This is a genomic window from Bacteroides sp. MSK.20.12 (assembly GCF_019052435.1).
Lineage (GTDB): Bacteria > Bacteroidota > Bacteroidia > Bacteroidales > Bacteroidaceae > Bacteroides > Bacteroides xylanisolvens.
In genome coordinates this window covers 24,008-42,001 of the sequence record NZ_JAHQVH010000039.1, presented here as the reverse complement: position 1 = coordinate 42,001, position 17,994 = coordinate 24,008, and the positions used below count along the sequence as shown (strand labels likewise).

The window sequence follows — 17,994 nt, the reverse complement described above, 5'->3', positions numbered from 1 at the left end:
TATACTAAATATTTTATTCTGAAACGGCTGCAAAGTTACCATTTATTTATCATATTCTGAACTTCTTCGTTCAAAATTTTAGCAAATTCTTCAAATTTCATAGTTCCTTTGTCACCTTCGCCTTGTCTACGAACAGAAACTTCTCCATTTTCTGCTTCTTTTTCGCCGACAATCAGCATATAAGGAATACGTTTCATCTCATTATCACGAATCTTACGGCCGATCTTCTCGTTACGATCATCTACAATCGCACGGATTTCGTGTATCTTCAGATACATCTTCACCTGCTCTGCATATTCATTGAACTTCTCACTGATTGGCAGAATAACTACCTGTTCCGGTGTCAGCCACAATGGGAATTTACCGGCAGTATGTTCAATCAGTACGGCAACAAAACGTTCCATTGATCCGAACGGAGCACGGTGAATCATTACCGGGCGATGCTTCTGATTGTCAGAACCCATATATTCAAGTTCAAAACGTTCCGGCAAGTTGTAGTCAACCTGGATCGTACCCAGCTGCCAACGACGACCGATAGCGTCTTTCACCATAAAGTCAAGTTTAGGACCATAGAAAGCTGCTTCTCCATACTCAATCTTAGCAGGCAAGCCTTTTTCCGCACAAGCCTCAATAATAGCCTGTTCAGCCTTTTCCCAGTTATCATCGCTACCGATGTACTTTTCACGGTTCACTTTATCACGCAAGGATATCTGTGCTTCAAAATTCTGGAAATCCATAGAACGGAACACGATAGATATGATATCCATCACACGAAGGAATTCATCTTTCACTTGTTCCGGACGGCAGAAGATATGCGCATCATCCTGTGTAAAGCTACGTACACGAGTTAAACCATGTAACTCACCACTTTGTTCATAACGACAAACCGTACCAAATTCTGCAATACGCAATGGAAGGTCCTTATATGAACGTGGGAAGTTCTTGTAAATCTCACAGTGGTGAGGGCAGTTCATTGGTTTCAAGAAATACTCTTCACCCTCTTCCGGAGTATGAATAGGCTGGAATGCATCCTTACCATATTTTGCATAGTGACCTGAAGTCACATACAGCAATTTATTACCAATTGGCGGAGTGATTACTTCCTGATAATCGTAACGTGTCTGAATACGACGCAAGAACTCTTGCAGACGCAGACGCAATGCAGTACCTTTCGGCAACCACATAGGAAGTCCCTTACCTACAGTTTCGGAGAACATAAACAACTGCATCTCCTTACCGATCTTACGGTGGTCACGCTTCTTCGCTTCTTCCAGCAATACCAGATATTCATCCAGCATTTTTTTCTTCGGGAACGTGATACCATAAATACGGGTCAGCATCTTACGATCTTCATGACCGCGCCAGTAAGCACCAGCCACTGAAGTCAACTTGATAGCCTTGATCGGAGCAGTCGTCATCAAGTGAGGACCACGACAAAGGTCAGTAAATGCACCCTGGGTATAAGTTGTAATGTGTCCGTCTTCCAGTTCGGAGATCAATTCACATTTGTATGTTTCGCCACGATCGCCAAACATTTTCAGAGCATCTGTCTTTGCGATGCTTTTTCTGACTACCTCTTCTTTCTTTGCAGCCAGTTCCAACATTTTAGCTTCAATGGCTGGAAGGTCGCTTTCTTTAATCACAGCTTCACCCGGATCCACATCATAGTAGAATCCGTTCTCGATAGCCGGTCCGATACCAAACTGGATACCCGGATAAAGTTCCTGCAAAGCTTCCGCCAGCAAGTGTGCACTTGTATGCCAAAACGCATGTTTACCCTCTTCATCATCCCATTTATAAAGAACAAAATTAGCATCTTCATTAATAGGACGTCCTAAATCATAAGTCTCGCCGTTCACTCCACATGCAAGCACTTCCTGTGCCAGACGCGAGCTGATACTTTCAGCAATCTGTAAACCGTTCACTCCTTCGTTATACTCACGAACGGAGCCATCGGGAAATGTTATCTTTATCATAATATGATGATGTTATATTTTCATAATTTGAACGCAAAAGTAACTAAATCTTTTGAGTTTTCTATTTTTTATCAAAAAAATGTTATTCCGATTGATCTGTAAAACGTTTGATAACATTATAAGCAGAAACAATCCCCAACTCACCGGCTTTACTCAAATCAGAAATACCCAGCTTATTATTTCCTAAGAAAATATGAGTCAGTCCACGGTTGAAGTAAGCATCCGCAAAATCAGGATTCAGCTCGATCGCCTTATCATAGTCGACAATTGCAGCCCGGTAATCTTTCAACATGGCAGAAACATTGGCACGATTATAATATGCATATACAAAGTCCGGAGCCAGATTAATCACCTTATCCAAATCTTTTCTCACCACCTCATAATCTACCGCGGTAATCTCTTTACGCTTATTATCGCCAGGAACAACATCTGTTTCGACAGCTTGTTCCGCTTTCTGATATTCCAACTGTTTACAACGAATCAATGCACGCATAAAATATGCCGGGAAGAAATCACCATCCAACAAGATTGTCTGAGTCAAATCAGAAACTGCACTCGAGAAGTCCTGCACCAAATAAAAATCAATTGCACGGGCAAAACGTTTTGAGGCATTCTTATCATCTTCCACAATAGCCGATGTATGTGTATCGATCAAGGCAAAATGCACTTTCACCTGTTCTTCCGTCAACGGAGCTTCCATATTCGTGATGCGAAGACGTTTCGGAAGTATACCTGTACGGTTTAAATCCTCAATATATTTGTGAAAGTTCACCGAACGCTTCACGTCACTCATCTTCTCATAATAAGTCAAAGCGAACATCGGTTCCAGTTTTATATTTACGTTCTTATCCTGCACACGTCCACGATAATCACTTGTATAGCGTTGTTCAGCTTCGGAATCATCGGCAATCACTATCTTACGATAGTTATTCATATTCTTATCTGATTTCTTACGGGTCTTCTCTCCGCCTTCCTCTTCGTTTTCCTTATCCTTATTCTGTGCTACATCTTTATTCGTCACACCGTTCTGCTTATCTATTTGAGCTTTCATGACTTTAAACTCGTCCTGCTCCGCTCCTTTCTTGTCGCCAATCTTTCTGCGAACTTCCGAACGCTGGTAATATCCGGCAAGGAAGTTCGGATACTGGTTGATAACAGTTGTGTAATCTTGTATTGCCCCGCGATAATCACCCGTTTGGGCACGTAGCAATCCACGGTTAAAGACAGCCATCATATTATCCGGCTCCATCTTGATGACAAAGTCAAAATCTTCAATAGCCCGGTTGTCATCTCCTACCCGAGCACGCAACAAACCACGGTTATAATGACCGATAAAGTTATTCGGATCAATATCCAACGCCAGATCATAATCGCTCATAGCGCCTCTCAAATTATTCTGATGAAAACGTGCCAATGCACGATTTATATAATTTCCCGCATTCTTAGCGCTCAAAGGAATAGCACGGTTGAAATCCGCTTCAGCTTCCGCATACTTAGCCTGCTGTAATTTAACGATCGCTCTTGCAGACCATGCGTCCGGATCATATTTATCCAGTTCAAGAGCCTTATTGAAGTCGTTCAAGGCAGCAATCGTATCCTTCTGTTGCAAGGACACTTCCCCCCTCATCAAATAAGCGCGGGTATAACGCGGAGATACTTTCAGCAAACTTTCCAAATCCTCTTTCGCAGCATCATAATCTTTCTTCTGGATATGAGATAATGTCAGGTTATGCCATAAGGTAATATTCTCCGGATCATAATGCAATGCTTTCTTGTAATCCTCAATCGCTCCATCAAATTTACTCTGACGAATCCTTGCCAAACCACGAATCTGATAAGCACCCACCACAAACGGATTGCGTTGGATAGCTGCATCACAGTCTGTTTCAGCACCCTGGAAATCCTCCAGGTTTAGTTTTGCCAATGCCCTGAAGAAATAGGGCTCATACAGATAAGGTTTAGCGTTAATAACCTGGTTAAAGTACTGAATAGAAAGTACATAGTCCTCAAAATAAAGAGCGTTTCGGGCAATAGTCATCACCCGATCCGTATTTATCTGAGCACACACCAGCGTTGGGAACAGTAATAAAACTGTTAAGATTCTTTTTACCATTGATATTTTATGCTTGTAAACGAAGCAAAAATAATGCTTTTCGCTTACTTAACAGGGATATAAACGTTTTTTATCTTTATTTCACCTGTTTCATCTTATAAGAACTGCGTGCTTTCCCCTTCAACATCGTATTCAGCTTTCCTTTAATCATCTGCTTACGAAGCGGTGAGATATGGTCGATAAACATCTTACCATCCAAATGATCGAATTCATGCTGCATCACCCGAGCCAGATAACCCTCCACCTCTTCTTCATGCTCCACAAAATTCTCGTCCATATATTTCACGCGAATTTTATCACCTCTTTTCACTGTTTCATGAATACCGGGAAGACTGAGACAACCCTCTTCCATGTTCACTTCTTCGCCCCCGACTTCCAGAATGTGGGGATTGATATAAGCCTTATTGAAGTCTTTAAATTCAGGATACTCCTCCGAAAGCGGATCCAACGTAATAGTAACCACGCGAATAGGCAAACCAATCTGCGGAGCAGCCAGTCCTACGCCATCGGCGTGCACCATTGTTTCAAACATGTTTTCAATCAACTCTTTCAGGTTCGGATAATCCGGTGTTATGTCCTCTGCAACCTTTCTCAATACAGGCTGACCATATACATAAATAGGTAAAATCATATTTTTATACTCTACTAAAAATTAAGTTATTCAATATCTTCTATTAAAAACGTTTACTCTCCAAATATGTTTGCAAAATAATAGTAGCACTTATCTCATCCACCAATGCTTTATTTTGGCGGTCCTTTTTCTTCAGACCGGCCTCCAACATGGTACGATGCGCAAGAACAGAAGTGAACCGTTCGTCCACATACTCGACCGGAAGGTCCGGATAGCGCTTCTTCAGCGAACGAACAAAAGGTTCTATATTCTTCATATTCTCCGAAACCTCATTATTCATTTGCTTTGGCAATCCAATAATAATCCGTTCCACCGGTTCTTTAGCCATATATTCACCGATAAAGTTCAGAAGTTCATGCGTAGGCACTGTTGTCAATCCGTTTGCAATCAACTGCATAGTATCGCTCACAGCTATCCCAGTACGCTTTCTTCCATAATCTATTGCTACTATTCTGCTCATGGGGTACAAAAATACAAAAAAGACGCTTCCTGTGAAAGGAAACGTCTCTTTTATTCTATTATTTAAAATGTATATTATTCTTCAACAATAGCTACACGGCTTAACTTAGCATCATCATAGAACATGTTGCCTACGCCACCCTTATAATCAACTTTCAACTGAGAAGCAGGAACACCGAATTCATTAACCATCAGGTCACGAACTGCTTCAGCTCTCTTCTTACTCAATTTCATGTTATATTCAGCAGAACCAGTACCTTTATCAGCATAACCTGTTACAGTAAATACTTTATCAGTTGCTTTGATACCTTTAGCCATAGCTTCGATATTCATATACTCTCTCTTGCTGATGTTGCTCTTTCCGATATTAAATACAACAACATAACGTGGAATGAAACCAGCTTCTTTCTTAACGATCACTTCCGGTTTTTTGTTACGTGCTTCAACCAAGTCACGTTTCAAAGATTCGTTTTCACCCTTCAGAGCGTTTACTCTGTCTCTCATGTCGTTCAACTGGCTTTCCGGAACCATCGGTACAGTAGGAACAGCATCCCAACCACGTTTCTTGAACTTGTAAGTAACACCTACAGTCAGACCAGCCAATCCTTCAGGACCTGAGTTACCAAATGCGCCTTTCATCAAAAGTCCGCGCAATTCAACGTTAAGATCCAAAGCTGAAGACAGACGGAAGCGGTTGATCAAACCGGCATTGATACCCAGTTCATCATAACCCGGACCTTTACCTGTGTGTACGAATCCAGCACCTACATAAGGAATGAATGAGTACAGACGATCTTCTTTATAACCACAGAACATATTGGTAAGGTTCAACAATACGTCTCCGTGAAGGTTAACAACATTCCATTTTTCTTTGTAGTAACCATTAGAGTACTGTCCTCCGTCTACAAGCGGACCGTTAGCATAAGGAGTAGCACCTTTAGCCTGAAGACCGTTGTAAGCCACGCGTAATCCGATACCTGGAGTAAACCACTTACCTACAGCAATGTCAAGTGCCGGAGCAAGACGTTTTCCGAAATCGGCTTTACCATCATTGTCGCCAAAATACATTTGTGCGCCAACGCCACCACTAATAAACCAGTTAGCACCAAAGCGGTTAGTTTCCACTCTATAACTCTTTGCTGCATTTTCTTTTTCTTGTGCAGGCAAACATACAGATGCTGCTGCCAATAAAATAAACAATAAACCCTTTTTCATCTCAATTTATTTTAGTAAATAATATATTTCAATTGTCTTACAGGATAGATACACAACCCAAATGTTCTACACCTGACTAAGAGACAATAAACGTCATTCTTCTTTCTAAATTTGGTGCAAATATAGATATTTAATATAACACAAACAAAAAAACACGTAAATTTTCATTCATTCATAGATTTTTATAGAGCGATAAAAGTCTTAGATAACTCCAGAAGGCATCTGAAAGGGTTTGTGACAAAAGAATTAAAACAAAAAAAATAGTCAATGATAAATGATATCACTGACTATTTCTCTTCTTTGTCTATATACTTTGTTAATATACCAGTTTTACATTGTCAACCCATAATGTATTTCCCGGAGAACCGATATAAGCTCCTCCATGACTGGATGTAAATTGAATATACATATGAGTCGGAACATCATTTTCATCTCCCCAGGCCACTTCGTGGATAGGCACGCTTTCACCCTTGCTGTTCACCGTATAACTTTCGGTTGCTTGCAGACGCATCATGTGCGCCTTGTACTCCGGACGATTCGTTATATCACCATACATAATCTCATAAGTTACATTATTTTTCCAGTCCGTAGAGTGATAATAATAAGTCACCATTGTCCCTATCCGTTTCGCATACACATTTCCATTGGCATCTTCCCAACGTTTTTGCAGTAACAGGATAGCTGCCGGATAATCTTTTCCGGGCACATCCGTAATCTTACTGAAACCGGTAGCACGAATACGATTCTCCCGGTCAGACATCTTCACCTTGTAATCAAACTGAAGAGCAACCGGTTTTTTTGTAAACGGAATACCCGTCTGCAACATTTTCTGCGGATTTTTAGTGCCCTTAATCGGCTCATGCACCGAACCGGTAAAGATAGACCCTGCCGCCAACACTGTAATATTAACCAATCCCAGCACTTTCACACTTTCCATGCGTGTATCCAAACGGGCACAGTATCCATCTCCCCGCTTCTCCGGAAAGACCGAAGTATTAGTTTTCGTAATACCGGCCACTTTCGCCATCACATTCGAAGTAGCCCAAGGCGAACCACCCATATTCTTATAAACCTGATCCCCCTTGATCACCGACGTCGGCCCTATCGCATATACATTCTTAGTATTCCCGCCAATAATGCTCGACTCCTTTATCTGACGGTCCACCCATTGATTCATGTCCCCGAAAGGAATCACCTCAACTTTATGTTGCGCCATCAAAGACAAGGAAGAAATAAATGCAACGAAACCTGTCATCAACAGGCGATGAATGCTTTTCTGAATCATCAATACTTTTCCTTTCTTTTTCTTCTTATAATTTATAATCCCATTGTTTCAAAGCAAAATCCCAGTTCTTTTCTACCAATTGAATCGTACGGTCGTCATATTTATATTTATTCTTCTTATATCCCTTCTTTCCGCCCACGTATTTTTCTATATCGTTACGTGCTTCAGCAAATCCGGGGATAGAAAGAGACTTATAAATAGTTTCCGTCATACCCATCGCATCCGCTTCGAAATCTTCAAATTTCACTTCCATCAGGTTACCTTCCGGAATAAACTTCTTATCCGATTCATACTTATGATAAAGCTTTGCATAGATAGAAAGGATATTTTCCTCCAATTGTTCATTGCTGACATCCTGCAATTTCAACGGCTGAATCGTATTTGTAAAGAAACTGCGTGTAGATTCGAATACAGTATACGGGTTACGCACCAGGTAGATAAACTTAGCATTCGGGAACATTTTCACCAATTCCTTCACCCTTCCGGTATGCGGAGGGTTCTTACTAAGAAATTGAGTACCATGAGTATTCCACAAAGAAATCTTAATCAATTTAGTGAACACCTCTTCAAACACCTTCAATTCGGCATCCGTTATGTCATCAAACAAAAGATATTTATCAGCGTACTCCTGCTGATACTTCGGCAGAAACCAGAAATTATAATAGGTATAAGGCATCATGTTCGACAAAGCAAACTCCTCTTCCTGGGGAAGATCCACTGCCAGTTCCATATTATCCGTCGGACGCTTATCCGGCATCAGCCAACTCATATTCTTTTTGAAGAAAGGTTGTCCCCACATCATCAGATGAGGGAATACAGTCTGATAAGTAGTATTATACCCAAAATGCTTATCACAAGAGAATACATTATGTACAAACGTAGTTCCGCTTCGCCAGTGTCCTAGGATAAATACCGGGTCATGCTCCAACGGCTGATTAGCGAGCAGTTTCTCGTAACGCTTGTCCTGCAATGACGCCAATGGAGAAAGCAATCGACACACAGCCTTAGTCAATCGATATTTCCCCTTGTAGGCTGCATCAATTTCACGACCGGCAGTAATAGCCTTGAATGTCTTCCAGTCGGCACCTACCAATGTATTAATCGGAAGTTTATTAAATTCGAGTAATCCCACTTTATTAATTAAAAATTAAAAATCGAAAATTAGAAATGACAGTAAAGCCATCATTTCCAACTTCCAAATTATTGTTTAACAATCTATTTTATTAGTCGTACGGCCAAGCCCTGGCGTTCCAACTCCTTCACTGCTTTTTCTACCGCTTCATAATGCTCCGGAGCAATTCCCAGCTTCGTCATATCCAATACCGGCACATCTTCCGTGTCGCTCATATCTTTCATTTCCACCCGGTCAATAATCATACCTACCGCAGAAGTATTATTGGTGATCGGATCGATCAAGATAAAGGAACCGCACGATTTATTTTTCTTATAAGGATCAAAGAACAGCTCTTTAGCCGTAGTCAATACCACGCGGGCAATCTGATTCAATTGCAAAGGCAAAGTCTCTTTGGTCAACTGACCATTCTCCAGAGACAGATGTTCCATTGTATTCACATCCACCTTGTACTTTATTGTATCGATGCGCGTACGGCTCAAATTGGTAGTCTGTTTAATAAAGAACGATTTATTAATATCCATCGGTTCTTCATCCATCCAAACCATCATCGCTTCAAAGTTACGATCCACAGTCGGCAGATTGTCAGGATGCACCAACATTTCACCACGTGACACGTCGATTTCATCTTCCAGCGTCAATGTCACAGACTGCGGTGGGAAGGCATAATCCAATTCTCCGTCATAAGTCACGATACTCTTCACCTTAGATGTTTTTCCGGAAGGAAGCGCCATCACTGTATCGCCTTTGCGAACAATACCCGATGCCACTTTACCGCAGAATCCTCTGAAGTCCAGATTCGGACGAAGCACATACTGAACCGGGAAACGGAAATCCGTAAAGTTGTGGTCATTGTCGATATGAACCGTTTCAAGGAAATCAAGTAAAGAAATCCCCTTATACCACGGAGTACGTTCTGACTTATCCACCACATTATCCCCATCCAATGCAGAAAGAGGAATACAGTTTACGTCCGGAATACCCAGCGGAGTAACAAACTTCTTATAGTCAGCCACAATCTCATTAAAACGCTCTTCCGAAAAGTCCACCAAGTCCATCTTGTTGACAGCCAATACCACATGCTTGATCCCCAGCAAAGACACCAGAAAAGTGTGACGACGAGTCTGGGTAATCACTCCCGTGCGGGCATCCACCAAGATGATAGCCAGGTTCGCCGTAGATCCGCCGGTAATCATGTTACGGGTGTATTGTTCGTGTCCCGGAGTATCCGCGATGATAAATTTACGTCCATTAGTAGAAAAATAGCGATAAGCCACATCAATTGTAATTCCCTGTTCACGTTCAGCCTTCAAACCATCCAGCAATAACGCATAGTCGATATGCTCACCTGCATTTCCTACACGCTTACTATCACGTTCCAGTGCATCCAGTTGATCTTCATACAATTTCTTACTGTCAAACAACAAGCGTCCGATCAATGTTGATTTTCCGTCATCCACCGAACCCGCCGTCAACAGTCTCAATAAGTCTTTCTGTTCATCCTTGTCCAGAAAAGCTTTTATATCTAATTTATTATCTGCCATTACTAGTTACAATTAAAAGTATCCTTCACGTTTCTTTTGTTCCATACTACCCTCCTGGTCAAAGTCAATCACACGGGTAGTACGTTCACTCTTGGTGGTAGTCATCATTTCTTCCACAATCTCTTCGATTGTAGCAGCTCCGCTTTCCACCGCCCCAGTCAGAGGCCAACAGCCCAACGTACGGAAACGCACCATCTTCATTTCAATCTGATCCCGGTACTTTTCAGGCAAACGCTCATCATCTGCCATAATAATATTACCATCCAAATTAATCACCGGACGTTCCTTAGCATAATAAAGCGGAACAATCGGAATATTCTCCAGACGAATATACTGCCAGATATCCAACTCTGTCCAGTTACTAATCGGGAATACACGGATACTTTCCCCTTTGTGCACACGGGCATTATAAATATCCCACAATTCAGGACGCTGATTTTTCGGGTCCCATTGATGAAATTTATCCCGGAAAGAGAAAATACGTTCCTTCGCACGTGACTTTTCCTCATCGCGGCGGGCCCCACCAAATGCAGCATCAAACTTATATTTATCCAGCGCATGAAGCAATGCCTGCGTCTTCATCAAGTCTGTATGCACTTTACTTCCATGCGTAAAAGGTCCTACCCCTGCATGAAAAGCCTCCATATTACTTTCCACGATCAGATTCCATCCGTACTTCTTCGCATATTCATCACGGAACTGAATCATCTCCTTGAATTTCCATTTCGAGTCGATGTGCATCAATGGGAATGGCACTTTACCCGGATAAAACGCTTTTTCAGCCAAGCGTACCATCACCGAAGAATCCTTTCCGATACTGTAAAGCATCACCGGATTCTCAAATTCCGCCGCCACCTCGCGGATGATATGAATAGACTCGGCTTCGAGTTCCTTCAAGTGGCTTAATTTATATTCTTCCATTATTTTTAAAATTATGAATTACGAATTATGAATTTGCTGATAACCGCATACTAATTCTTCATCCCTCATTCGTCATTCTTCATTTTATACTCTTCACTTTTGGCAAAACAAGCTCCAACAAACGGTTCACCGATTCCTCCAAAGTCAATTTGGAAGTATCCAGTGACAAAGCCGGATGTTCCGGAACTTCGAATGGTGCGGAAATTCCTGTAAAATTCTGAATCTCCCCTTTCCGTGCCTTCGCATATAAGCCTTTCACATCACGTTTCTCACACTCCTCCAACGGAGTGCTAACGAAAACTTCCATAAAATCATCCTTACCGATAATATTCGCAGCCATTTCGCGAATATCATTATTAGGGCTGATAAATGCAGCAATCGTAATGATGCCACTATCCAGAAACAGCTTAGACACTTCAGCTATACGACGAATATTTTCCACCCGGTCCGTTTCGGAGAATCCCAGGTTATTATTAATTCCACTACGGATATTATCCCCATCCAAGATACGGCAAAGCAATCCGCGCTTATGGAGTTCACGTTCCAATGCAATAGCAATCGTGCTCTTTCCGGAACCGCTCAATCCGGTAAACCAAATCATCACACTGTGTTGCCCTAAAAGTTCTTCTTTATCCTGCCGCGTCATCATGCGGTCAAATATCGGATATATATGGTTCTTTTCTTCCATTTACAGATTTATTTATTAAAAGTTCCAGATCAATGGGATCAGGATAATAGATATTAAGAAAGTTATAATATTAAGCGGCAAACCGATACGTACAAAATCCGTAAACTTATAGTTACCGATACCTTGCACAATCAGATTCGTTTGATAACCGATAGGCGTTGAGAAGCTGGCAGATGCAGCCATACAAATCACCACAAAGAAGGGCGTCGGGCTTACTCCCAATTGTGAAGCAATCGACAATGCCAACGGGAAAGCCAAGGCAGCCGCAGCATTATTCGTTATCAGTTCCGTAAACAGATTCGTAATGATAAACAACATCGCGAGCAACACGTGCGGACCATAATCATCACTCAATCCGATAATAAACTTCGCAACGCTATCTGCCACGCCGGAATTCACCATTGCCTTACTGATAGCAAACGCACAGGCAATCGTAATCAATATATCCCACGAAATATATTTAGTGTATTTACGGGCAGGGAACAGATTTGTCCATGCCATAATAATAGTAGTGATAGACACAAAGAAAAACATATCCAGCTTGATATCCGGAAACATCTCCTTTGTTACCGGAAGTTCACCTACCGTTGCGCCGACAATCATCAGAACCAATAACAGCAAAGCAAACCACCGCTTTTTCTTTCCGGTAGTATCCGGTTCATTTCCGTTCGTCAACAAGACAAACACAGAAGATTCACCCCATGTCGGAATAAATGTATCATCAGCCATCACCACCAGCGTATCTCCTTCATGAAGCACCACATCCTCCAGATTCGACACAAAACGTTGTCCGTTACGTGTTTTAATCTCTTTTACCTCCGCACCGTAATGACGTTGGAAATTAAAATCCTTCAGTTTTTTATTGATACCGGGAAAACGGGCACCCAAAACCGCCTCTACCCGATGCAACTTCTCCCCTTCCTCTACTTCTTCATCCGGCACAGCCGTATCTGGACGCGCATCCGGCAAAAGGCGCTTGGAAAAAAGAAATATATAAATAATTCCGGCAATAGCGATGAATATTCCCACCTTTCCGAGTTCGAACATAGAAAAGCCCTCAAATCCGGCCTCCAATATCATTCCGTGCACCACCAGGTTAGTAGAAGTACCGATCAACGTACAGATACCTCCCAAAATAGTCACATAAGAAAGAGGAATCAGGAACTTCGTAGCCGGGAGATTCACCGATTTAGCCCAATGCTTGATAATCGGGGCAAAAATAACCACGACAGGCGTATTATTCAGAAAGGCAGAAATAAAAGCCACCGAAGGCAAGATACGCAACTGTGCTTTAAACACCGTTGTCTTTCCCTGCGGAAGCAACTTCTTAATCACTTGTCCCAGTGTACCCGACTGACGAATACCTTCACTCACCAAAAACAGCAGAGCAACGGTAATCATCCCTTTATTACTAAACCCTTCCAGCATCTCCTTAGGAGTCAGAATGCCGGCACACAGAAACAAAACCACTACCGAAAAAAGTATCATGCCCGGACGCATCTTGTCTGCTACCAAAGCCGCTACCATTCCTAATAGGGATAATAGTACAAATACAATTTCAAATGTCATATAAACATTATTTAGTGTTCTCTTTTTGGCTCAACAACAAACCACGGATTCAATAAATCCTCCTTGTTATATCGTAGAGGTTCTTCCTTTCCAGCCTGATATACTTCCATCCCTGCGGCACGGGCTATCGCATGCCCTGCAGCCGTATCCCACTCCATCGTCGGAGCGAAACGCGGATATACATCAGCCTTTCCTTCAGCAACCAGACAGATTTTAATAGAACTTCCACTCGAAATCAACTCCACACTGCCGTGTTTCTTCTTTAAATCTGCAATATATGATTCTGTTTCAGGCGACAGGTGCGAACGTGAAGCAACCACAATCAGATGATCGTGCACTTCCTTCAAAGGTAACCGTTCTGATTTTCCGATCAGTTCTTCCAATGCCACGCCGTCACCTTCCAAACTGACAATACCAGAACATTTATAAGCTCCTGCACCTTCAATCCCGAAATAAAGTTCTTTTTTCACAGGCACATAAATAACACCGAACACAGGCACAGAGTTCTGCACCAAAGCGATATTTACCGTAAATTCTCCATTACGCTTGATAAACTCCTTCGTTCCATCCAGCGGATCTACAATCCATAAAGTATCCCACTCACGTCGAGTCTCATACCCTAAATGCTTCCCTTCTTCACTAAGAACAGGAAAAGGAGTATCATTCAGAATAGCCACAATTGCTTCATGCGCTTTTCTGTCTGCTATAGTTAGCGGAGAGTTATCGGCCTTCCTCTCTATTTCAAAGTCCGATGCCGGATCATTATAAATAGAAAGAATCTTTTCACCTGCTTTTAAAGCCGCGTCGATAGCAGCCATTACATATTTTTGTTCCATTCAATCTCTAAATTAATGCCCTATTCACATTCAGGCAATACATTCTCCAAATTAAGAATTGACAAAAGTAAAAACTTTCTTTGCTATAAAAGTTTCCCTCCTATCATTTATAACTTCTTTTAGTAGAAAGATAAAAATATCTAAACGAAGAAGTCACTCATTTTCAATAAAAAAGCAGTAACTTCCCAGTTACCGCCTTCTTATTCGGAAAAAAACGTTCGTTCTTTCCAATATATATTACCAAAAAGAAATCAATATACGCGATACAGCAACCAAGCGCCCTGGAAATCCGAACGGTTCGGATATTTAGCCTTGAATGCGTCGCGAGCTTCAGCAGCAGCAGCCTTATCAGCAAATGAATTCACGATAACGCGATACATTGCCTTGTCAGCATTAAATGCAATCGTAGAGTGATATCCTTGTCCATCCAACCAATCTTTCAGGCCTTCAGCATTCGCTTTCACACCAAAGCTACCTGCTACGATGCTATAATCTTTCAACCCTTCGTTGCCGGAAACCACTGTAACCTTTTCCTGACGAACGCCGGATGTATCTGCTACTTTAGTAGTTGTCACAGGAGCTGCAACCACCGGAGTTACTTCTACCGGAGCTTCCACCTGCGGTTCTGCCAATTCTTGCTGTTTCGCTTTTTCGTAAGCTTTCTTATAGGCACTTTCGCTGGATTTACAAGATGCAAATGCTAGCACCAAGCATACTCCCATTCCTAATACGACTAATTTTTTCATAATCCTATACTCTGTTTTAATTAATAATTCAATATTTTCGTCTATTACATTTAGTTTCGGGCAACAAAATAATAGAAATTTTATCATCCGGCAAAGAAATCCGTCAAAAAAACATCTATTCCGGCTTTTTCTTATACGAAATAGTACCCGTTGCCTGATAAGTAGGCATCAAAAGCACCTCCGCAATCTGAATATGCGCAGGAGCCGACGCGGCAAAATAAACTGTTTCCGCAATGTCATCTCCCGTCAACGGACGAATCCCTTTATAAAAATTATCGGCAGCTTCCTTATCTCCCCGGTAACGCACCACTGTAAAGTTTGTCTCCACCATTCCCGGTTTGATGTTCGTCACTCTCAACGGAGTATCCACCAAATCGATCCGGAGCCCGTCCGAAAGAGCCTTCACGGCAGCTTTCGTTGCGCAATACACACTCCCACCCGGATAAGCGGCATCACCGGCAATAGATCCGATATTAATAATATGCCCGCGTCCGCGTTCTACCATACCGGGAACCACCAAACGCGTCATTGCCAGCAGTCCTCTTATATTCGTATCGATCATGATATCCCATTCATCCAGGTTACCCTCGAATTCCTTATCCACACCGATCACCAGTCCGGCGTTGTTCACCAACACATCAATCGCCTTCCATTCTTCAGGCAATGATTCCAAAGAGGCGGCAGCCAGCTTCCGGTCGCGCACATCAAAGGGCAATATATAAACCCGTACACCATGCGTCGCTTCCAGTTCAGCTTTCAGTTCTTCCAGTTTCGAAACGGTACGGGCATTCAGAATCAGATTCCATCCCTCCTTCGCAAATTTACGGGCACAACCTTCGCCAATTCCGCTACTGGCACCGGTTATAAAAACAATCTTAGCTTCCATTATGTTTTGATTTACAATATTCGAAAACAAAAGTACGCCTTAACCTTCAAAGGTTAGCTACGAAAGTCAGTTAAATAAGATTAAACCATAAAAGAAAAAAAGAATTATAAAACGTAGCAAAAAATTTCAGTTTTCACGAACAACCTTTCCATAAAAATGTTATATTTGTTGTATCATAATCATTTTAAACATTATACATTATGAAAGGATTGAATGTTTTAGCAGCTTTTCTGGGTGGTGCAGCCGTAGGCGCAGCCCTTGGTATTTTATTTGCTCCTGAAAAAGGAGAAGACACCCGTCACAAAATCGCAGAGATTCTTCGTAAAAAGGGAATCAAGCTGAATCGCAGCGAAATGGAAACTCTCGTTGATGAGATTGCTGCGGAGATGAAAGGAGAAATAGCAGAATAAGTGAGTAATCAAAGACTAAAAACAGAGCGACCATGTTTGCAGACGATAAAAGTATTGAGAATTTTCAGCAGTTGTTTTTCGAGTTCAAGAAATATCTGGAGCTTCAAAAAGAATATACCAAATTAGAATTGACGGAGAAGTTAACCATACTTTTTTCCACGTTAATTATGATATTAATACTTATTATCCTTGGCATGGTGGCCCTGTTTTATCTGCTTTTTGCTCTTGCTTATATATTGGAGCCTTTAGTGGGCGGCCTGATGTCGAGTTTCGCCATCATTGCAGGCATCAATGTTGTTCTCATCGCCCTGGTTATTATTTTCCGCAAGCAGCTCATCATTTCTCCGATGGTGAACTTCCTCGCTAATTTATTTTTAACTGATTCAAATAAATAAATTATGAATGCGCAGACCCCGCAGAAATTTACATTAGAAGAGATTGCCGAACGTAAAAAGAAGCTTTTAAATGAGATCCATGCTCAAAAAAAGGCCATGACAGCTACTACACGCGAAATATTCGCCCCGCTTGCTCCGGCAACCAATAAAGCAGATGCAATCATGCGTTCGTTCAATACCGGTATGGCTGTATTTGATGGCGTAGTGATGGGAATCAAGATTATGCGGAAAGTGCGGGCGTATTTTAGGAATTTGAGATAGGAAAGATGTCACAGTCATTTGGGGCATTTTCATTTCTCATGGAACAATAAGTCATGTTTTCCCTCTTGCACATCTTTTACAATATTAACCGTACAAAGTATTAATTCCGGTAAATACTTTTTTATAATTATAAAAATCTGTTCCGAATCAACATTACCATATTCATGGGAAATAATATTTCTACATCCAAACACTCCTCTCCAATAAACATCTGGATAATTACAGAATAAATTGGATGACGTCCAATCATCTATTTTTTTAGCCGTTTCACCTATCACTTGAATAAGCATACAAGCAGCATCAAATTTCTCCATTCTTTCAGGAGAAATCAAAAAGTCATGAACGTTTACTATTGATTTATTACGTTCTATTACCAGATTTGATTTATCAATCATAATTCCAGATATTCAATAACTAAAGCTTTAGATATAGATCGCATCTCGCAAAATATTTTGTTTAAAAGACTCACGTAATGAATCTCTAAAATTAACGACATCAACTTTGAAATGTATCAGATGTTCTAGTTCCTCTTTTATTTTCTCCAAAATAAAATAATCAGATTCCTGTAGCATGACAAATATATCCAAGTCACTCGCTTCATTTTGCTGACAACGCGCGAATGAGCCGAAAATACCAAGAGATTTAATCCCATATTTATGAGCAGATTCAGCCTTAAACTTCTTTAAGATTTTCACTATTTCTACTGTATCCATCATACACTACCTGATAAATTATAAAGCTTTCATTGCAAAGAAACAAATAAAATTTCATTTATCCACATTTAAGAATGAAAATTTCAACACAAGTATCGACATCACTACCCTCACGTTGTTCACCACGAGTAACGGAGCCAAATATCCCCATGCAAGAAATACCATATTTAGCAGAATTCTTTCGCATATACTCACGAAGCAAGGATAAATATCC

At 41.3% G+C, this 17,994-nt stretch carries 19 protein-coding genes and 1 pseudogene; 3 read left to right on the top strand and 17 right to left on the bottom strand.

The window, feature by feature from the left end; all coding sequences use genetic code 11:
* Positions 1 to 35: 35 nt before the first annotated feature.
* The 14 genes from thrS to KTR06_RS18160 all read right to left on the bottom strand — a co-directional run bounded on the left by thrS (position 36) and on the right by KTR06_RS18160 (position 16,001).
* The gene (gene thrS / locus KTR06_RS18225) at positions 36 to 1,976 is read right to left on the bottom strand and encodes a threonine--tRNA ligase (protein WP_004311453.1); all 1,941 of its coding nucleotides are present in this window, start codon (positions 1,974 to 1,976) and stop codon (positions 36 to 38) included.
* 82 nt (positions 1,977 to 2,058) lie between these two features.
* Positions 2,059 to 4,089, bottom strand: a complete 2,031-nt coding sequence (locus KTR06_RS18220; protein WP_120068188.1) for a tetratricopeptide repeat protein — start codon at positions 4,087 to 4,089, stop codon at positions 2,059 to 2,061.
* A 76-nt stretch (positions 4,090 to 4,165) separates the two neighbouring features.
* Positions 4,166 to 4,720 (bottom strand): peptide deformylase, encoded by a 555-nt coding sequence (gene def / locus KTR06_RS18215; protein WP_004313245.1) that lies wholly within the window; start codon positions 4,718 to 4,720, stop codon positions 4,166 to 4,168.
* A gap of 43 nt (positions 4,721 to 4,763) precedes the next feature.
* Positions 4,764 to 5,180 carry a Holliday junction resolvase RuvX gene (gene ruvX, locus KTR06_RS18210; protein WP_008021987.1) on the bottom strand — a complete coding sequence of 139 codons (417 nt, stop codon included), beginning with the start codon at positions 5,178 to 5,180 and terminating at the stop codon, positions 4,764 to 4,766.
* Between the two features lie 74 nt (positions 5,181 to 5,254).
* A complete protein-coding gene (locus KTR06_RS18205; RefSeq protein WP_004313243.1) occupies positions 5,255 to 6,394 on the bottom strand; it encodes an OmpA family protein in 1,140 nt (379 codons plus the stop codon).
* Positions 6,395 to 6,710: 316 nt separating this feature from the next.
* The gene (locus tag KTR06_RS18200) at positions 6,711 to 7,679 is read right to left on the bottom strand and encodes a PCMD domain-containing protein (protein ID WP_120068185.1); all 969 of its coding nucleotides are present in this window, start codon (positions 7,677 to 7,679) and stop codon (positions 6,711 to 6,713) included.
* Positions 7,680 to 7,704: 25 nt separating this feature from the next.
* Entirely contained in the window at positions 7,705 to 8,811 is a 1,107-nt protein-coding gene (locus KTR06_RS18195) for a sulfotransferase (protein ID WP_120068182.1), read from the bottom strand.
* Between the two features lie 83 nt (positions 8,812 to 8,894).
* A complete protein-coding gene (gene cysN / locus KTR06_RS18190) occupies positions 8,895 to 10,355 on the bottom strand; it encodes a sulfate adenylyltransferase subunit CysN (RefSeq protein ID WP_049702999.1) in 1,461 nt (486 codons plus the stop codon).
* Between the two features lie 12 nt (positions 10,356 to 10,367).
* Positions 10,368 to 11,279, bottom strand: a complete 912-nt coding sequence (gene cysD / locus KTR06_RS18185; protein ID WP_181981116.1) for a sulfate adenylyltransferase subunit CysD — start codon at positions 11,277 to 11,279, stop codon at positions 10,368 to 10,370.
* A 76-nt stretch (positions 11,280 to 11,355) separates the two neighbouring features.
* Complete coding sequence (cysC, locus tag KTR06_RS18180; protein WP_217290683.1) at positions 11,356 to 11,964, bottom strand: adenylyl-sulfate kinase; 609 nt, start codon at positions 11,962 to 11,964, stop codon at positions 11,356 to 11,358.
* A 15-nt stretch (positions 11,965 to 11,979) separates the two neighbouring features.
* Positions 11,980 to 13,533 (bottom strand): SLC13 family permease, encoded by a 1,554-nt coding sequence (locus KTR06_RS18175; protein ID WP_055235434.1) that lies wholly within the window; start codon positions 13,531 to 13,533, stop codon positions 11,980 to 11,982.
* Between the two features lie 11 nt (positions 13,534 to 13,544).
* Positions 13,545 to 14,369, bottom strand: a complete 825-nt coding sequence (gene cysQ, locus KTR06_RS18170; protein WP_195436403.1) for a 3'(2'),5'-bisphosphate nucleotidase CysQ — start codon at positions 14,367 to 14,369, stop codon at positions 13,545 to 13,547.
* Positions 14,370 to 14,620: 251 nt separating this feature from the next.
* Positions 14,621 to 15,115, bottom strand: a complete 495-nt coding sequence (locus KTR06_RS18165; RefSeq protein ID WP_004313235.1) for an SPOR domain-containing protein — start codon at positions 15,113 to 15,115, stop codon at positions 14,621 to 14,623.
* 115 nt (positions 15,116 to 15,230) lie between these two features.
* Complete coding sequence (locus tag KTR06_RS18160) at positions 15,231 to 16,001, bottom strand: SDR family oxidoreductase (RefSeq protein WP_004313234.1); 771 nt, start codon at positions 15,999 to 16,001, stop codon at positions 15,231 to 15,233.
* A gap of 200 nt (positions 16,002 to 16,201) precedes the next feature.
* Between KTR06_RS18160 and KTR06_RS18155 the strand changes: the two genes are divergently transcribed.
* Genes KTR06_RS18155 through KTR06_RS18145 form a run of 3 tightly spaced genes read left to right on the top strand, consistent with a single transcriptional unit; the run spans position 16,202 to position 17,067 of the window.
* On the top strand, positions 16,202 to 16,411 hold the full coding sequence (locus KTR06_RS18155) for a YtxH domain-containing protein (RefSeq protein ID WP_004297513.1): 210 nt from the start codon (positions 16,202 to 16,204) through the stop codon (positions 16,409 to 16,411).
* Positions 16,412 to 16,443: 32 nt separating this feature from the next.
* The gene (locus tag KTR06_RS18150) at positions 16,444 to 16,806 is read left to right on the top strand and encodes a phage holin family protein (protein ID WP_004313233.1); all 363 of its coding nucleotides are present in this window, start codon (positions 16,444 to 16,446) and stop codon (positions 16,804 to 16,806) included.
* A 3-nt stretch (positions 16,807 to 16,809) separates the two neighbouring features.
* Positions 16,810 to 17,067 carry a hypothetical protein gene (locus KTR06_RS18145; protein ID WP_015531639.1) on the top strand — a complete coding sequence of 86 codons (258 nt, stop codon included), beginning with the start codon at positions 16,810 to 16,812 and terminating at the stop codon, positions 17,065 to 17,067.
* A 29-nt stretch (positions 17,068 to 17,096) separates the two neighbouring features.
* Here KTR06_RS18145 and KTR06_RS18140 read toward each other — a convergent pair whose 3' ends face one another.
* The 3 genes and pseudogenes from KTR06_RS18140 to KTR06_RS18130 form a co-directional block, all read right to left on the bottom strand.
* Positions 17,097 to 17,462, bottom strand: a complete 366-nt coding sequence (locus tag KTR06_RS18140) for a DUF86 domain-containing protein (RefSeq protein WP_217290682.1) — start codon at positions 17,460 to 17,462, stop codon at positions 17,097 to 17,099.
* A 27-nt stretch (positions 17,463 to 17,489) separates the two neighbouring features.
* On the bottom strand, positions 17,490 to 17,783 hold the full coding sequence (locus KTR06_RS18135) for a nucleotidyltransferase family protein (RefSeq protein ID WP_117809555.1): 294 nt from the start codon (positions 17,781 to 17,783) through the stop codon (positions 17,490 to 17,492).
* 76 nt (positions 17,784 to 17,859) lie between these two features.
* Positions 17,860 to 17,967, bottom strand: a pseudogene (locus KTR06_RS18130) (nucleotidyltransferase family protein); the annotation flags it as partial.
* Positions 17,968 to 17,994 lie beyond the last annotated feature (27 nt).

Excerpts from the sequence above, each read along its gene's own strand:
- KTR06_RS18200 (WP_120068185.1), bottom strand. The coding sequence starts at position 7,679 with ATGATTCAGAAAAGCATTCATCGCCTGTTGATGACAGGTTTCGTTGCA.
- KTR06_RS18165 (WP_004313235.1), bottom strand. The coding sequence starts at position 15,115 with ATGAAAAAATTAGTCGTATTAGGAATGGGAGTATGCTTGGTGCTAGCA.
- ruvX (WP_008021987.1), bottom strand. The coding sequence starts at position 5,180 with ATGAGCAGAATAGTAGCAATAGATTATGGAAGAAAGCGTACTGGGATA.
- cysC (WP_217290683.1), bottom strand. The coding sequence starts at position 11,964 with ATGGAAGAAAAGAACCATATATATCCGATATTTGACCGCATGATGACG.
- KTR06_RS18150 (WP_004313233.1), top strand. The coding sequence starts at position 16,444 with ATGTTTGCAGACGATAAAAGTATTGAGAATTTTCAGCAGTTGTTTTTC.
- KTR06_RS18205 (WP_004313243.1), bottom strand. The coding sequence starts at position 6,394 with ATGAAAAAGGGTTTATTGTTTATTTTATTGGCAGCAGCATCTGTATGT.
- thrS (WP_004311453.1), bottom strand. The coding sequence starts at position 1,976 with ATGATAAAGATAACATTTCCCGATGGCTCCGTTCGTGAGTATAACGAA.
- KTR06_RS18175 (WP_055235434.1), bottom strand. The coding sequence starts at position 13,533 with ATGACATTTGAAATTGTATTTGTACTATTATCCCTATTAGGAATGGTA.
- KTR06_RS18135 (WP_117809555.1), bottom strand. The coding sequence starts at position 17,783 with ATGATGGATACAGTAGAAATAGTGAAAATCTTAAAGAAGTTTAAGGCT.
- KTR06_RS18220 (WP_120068188.1), bottom strand. The coding sequence starts at position 4,089 with ATGGTAAAAAGAATCTTAACAGTTTTATTACTGTTCCCAACGCTGGTG.
- cysN (WP_049702999.1), bottom strand. The coding sequence starts at position 10,355 with ATGGCAGATAATAAATTAGATATAAAAGCTTTTCTGGACAAGGATGAA.
- KTR06_RS18160 (WP_004313234.1), bottom strand. The coding sequence starts at position 16,001 with ATGGAAGCTAAGATTGTTTTTATAACCGGTGCCAGTAGCGGAATTGGC.
- KTR06_RS18140 (WP_217290682.1), bottom strand. The coding sequence starts at position 17,462 with ATGATTGATAAATCAAATCTGGTAATAGAACGTAATAAATCAATAGTA.
- KTR06_RS18145 (WP_015531639.1), top strand. The coding sequence starts at position 16,810 with ATGAATGCGCAGACCCCGCAGAAATTTACATTAGAAGAGATTGCCGAA.
- def (WP_004313245.1), bottom strand. The coding sequence starts at position 4,720 with ATGATTTTACCTATTTATGTATATGGTCAGCCTGTATTGAGAAAGGTT.
- KTR06_RS18155 (WP_004297513.1), top strand. The coding sequence starts at position 16,202 with ATGAAAGGATTGAATGTTTTAGCAGCTTTTCTGGGTGGTGCAGCCGTA.
- cysQ (WP_195436403.1), bottom strand. The coding sequence starts at position 14,369 with ATGGAACAAAAATATGTAATGGCTGCTATCGACGCGGCTTTAAAAGCA.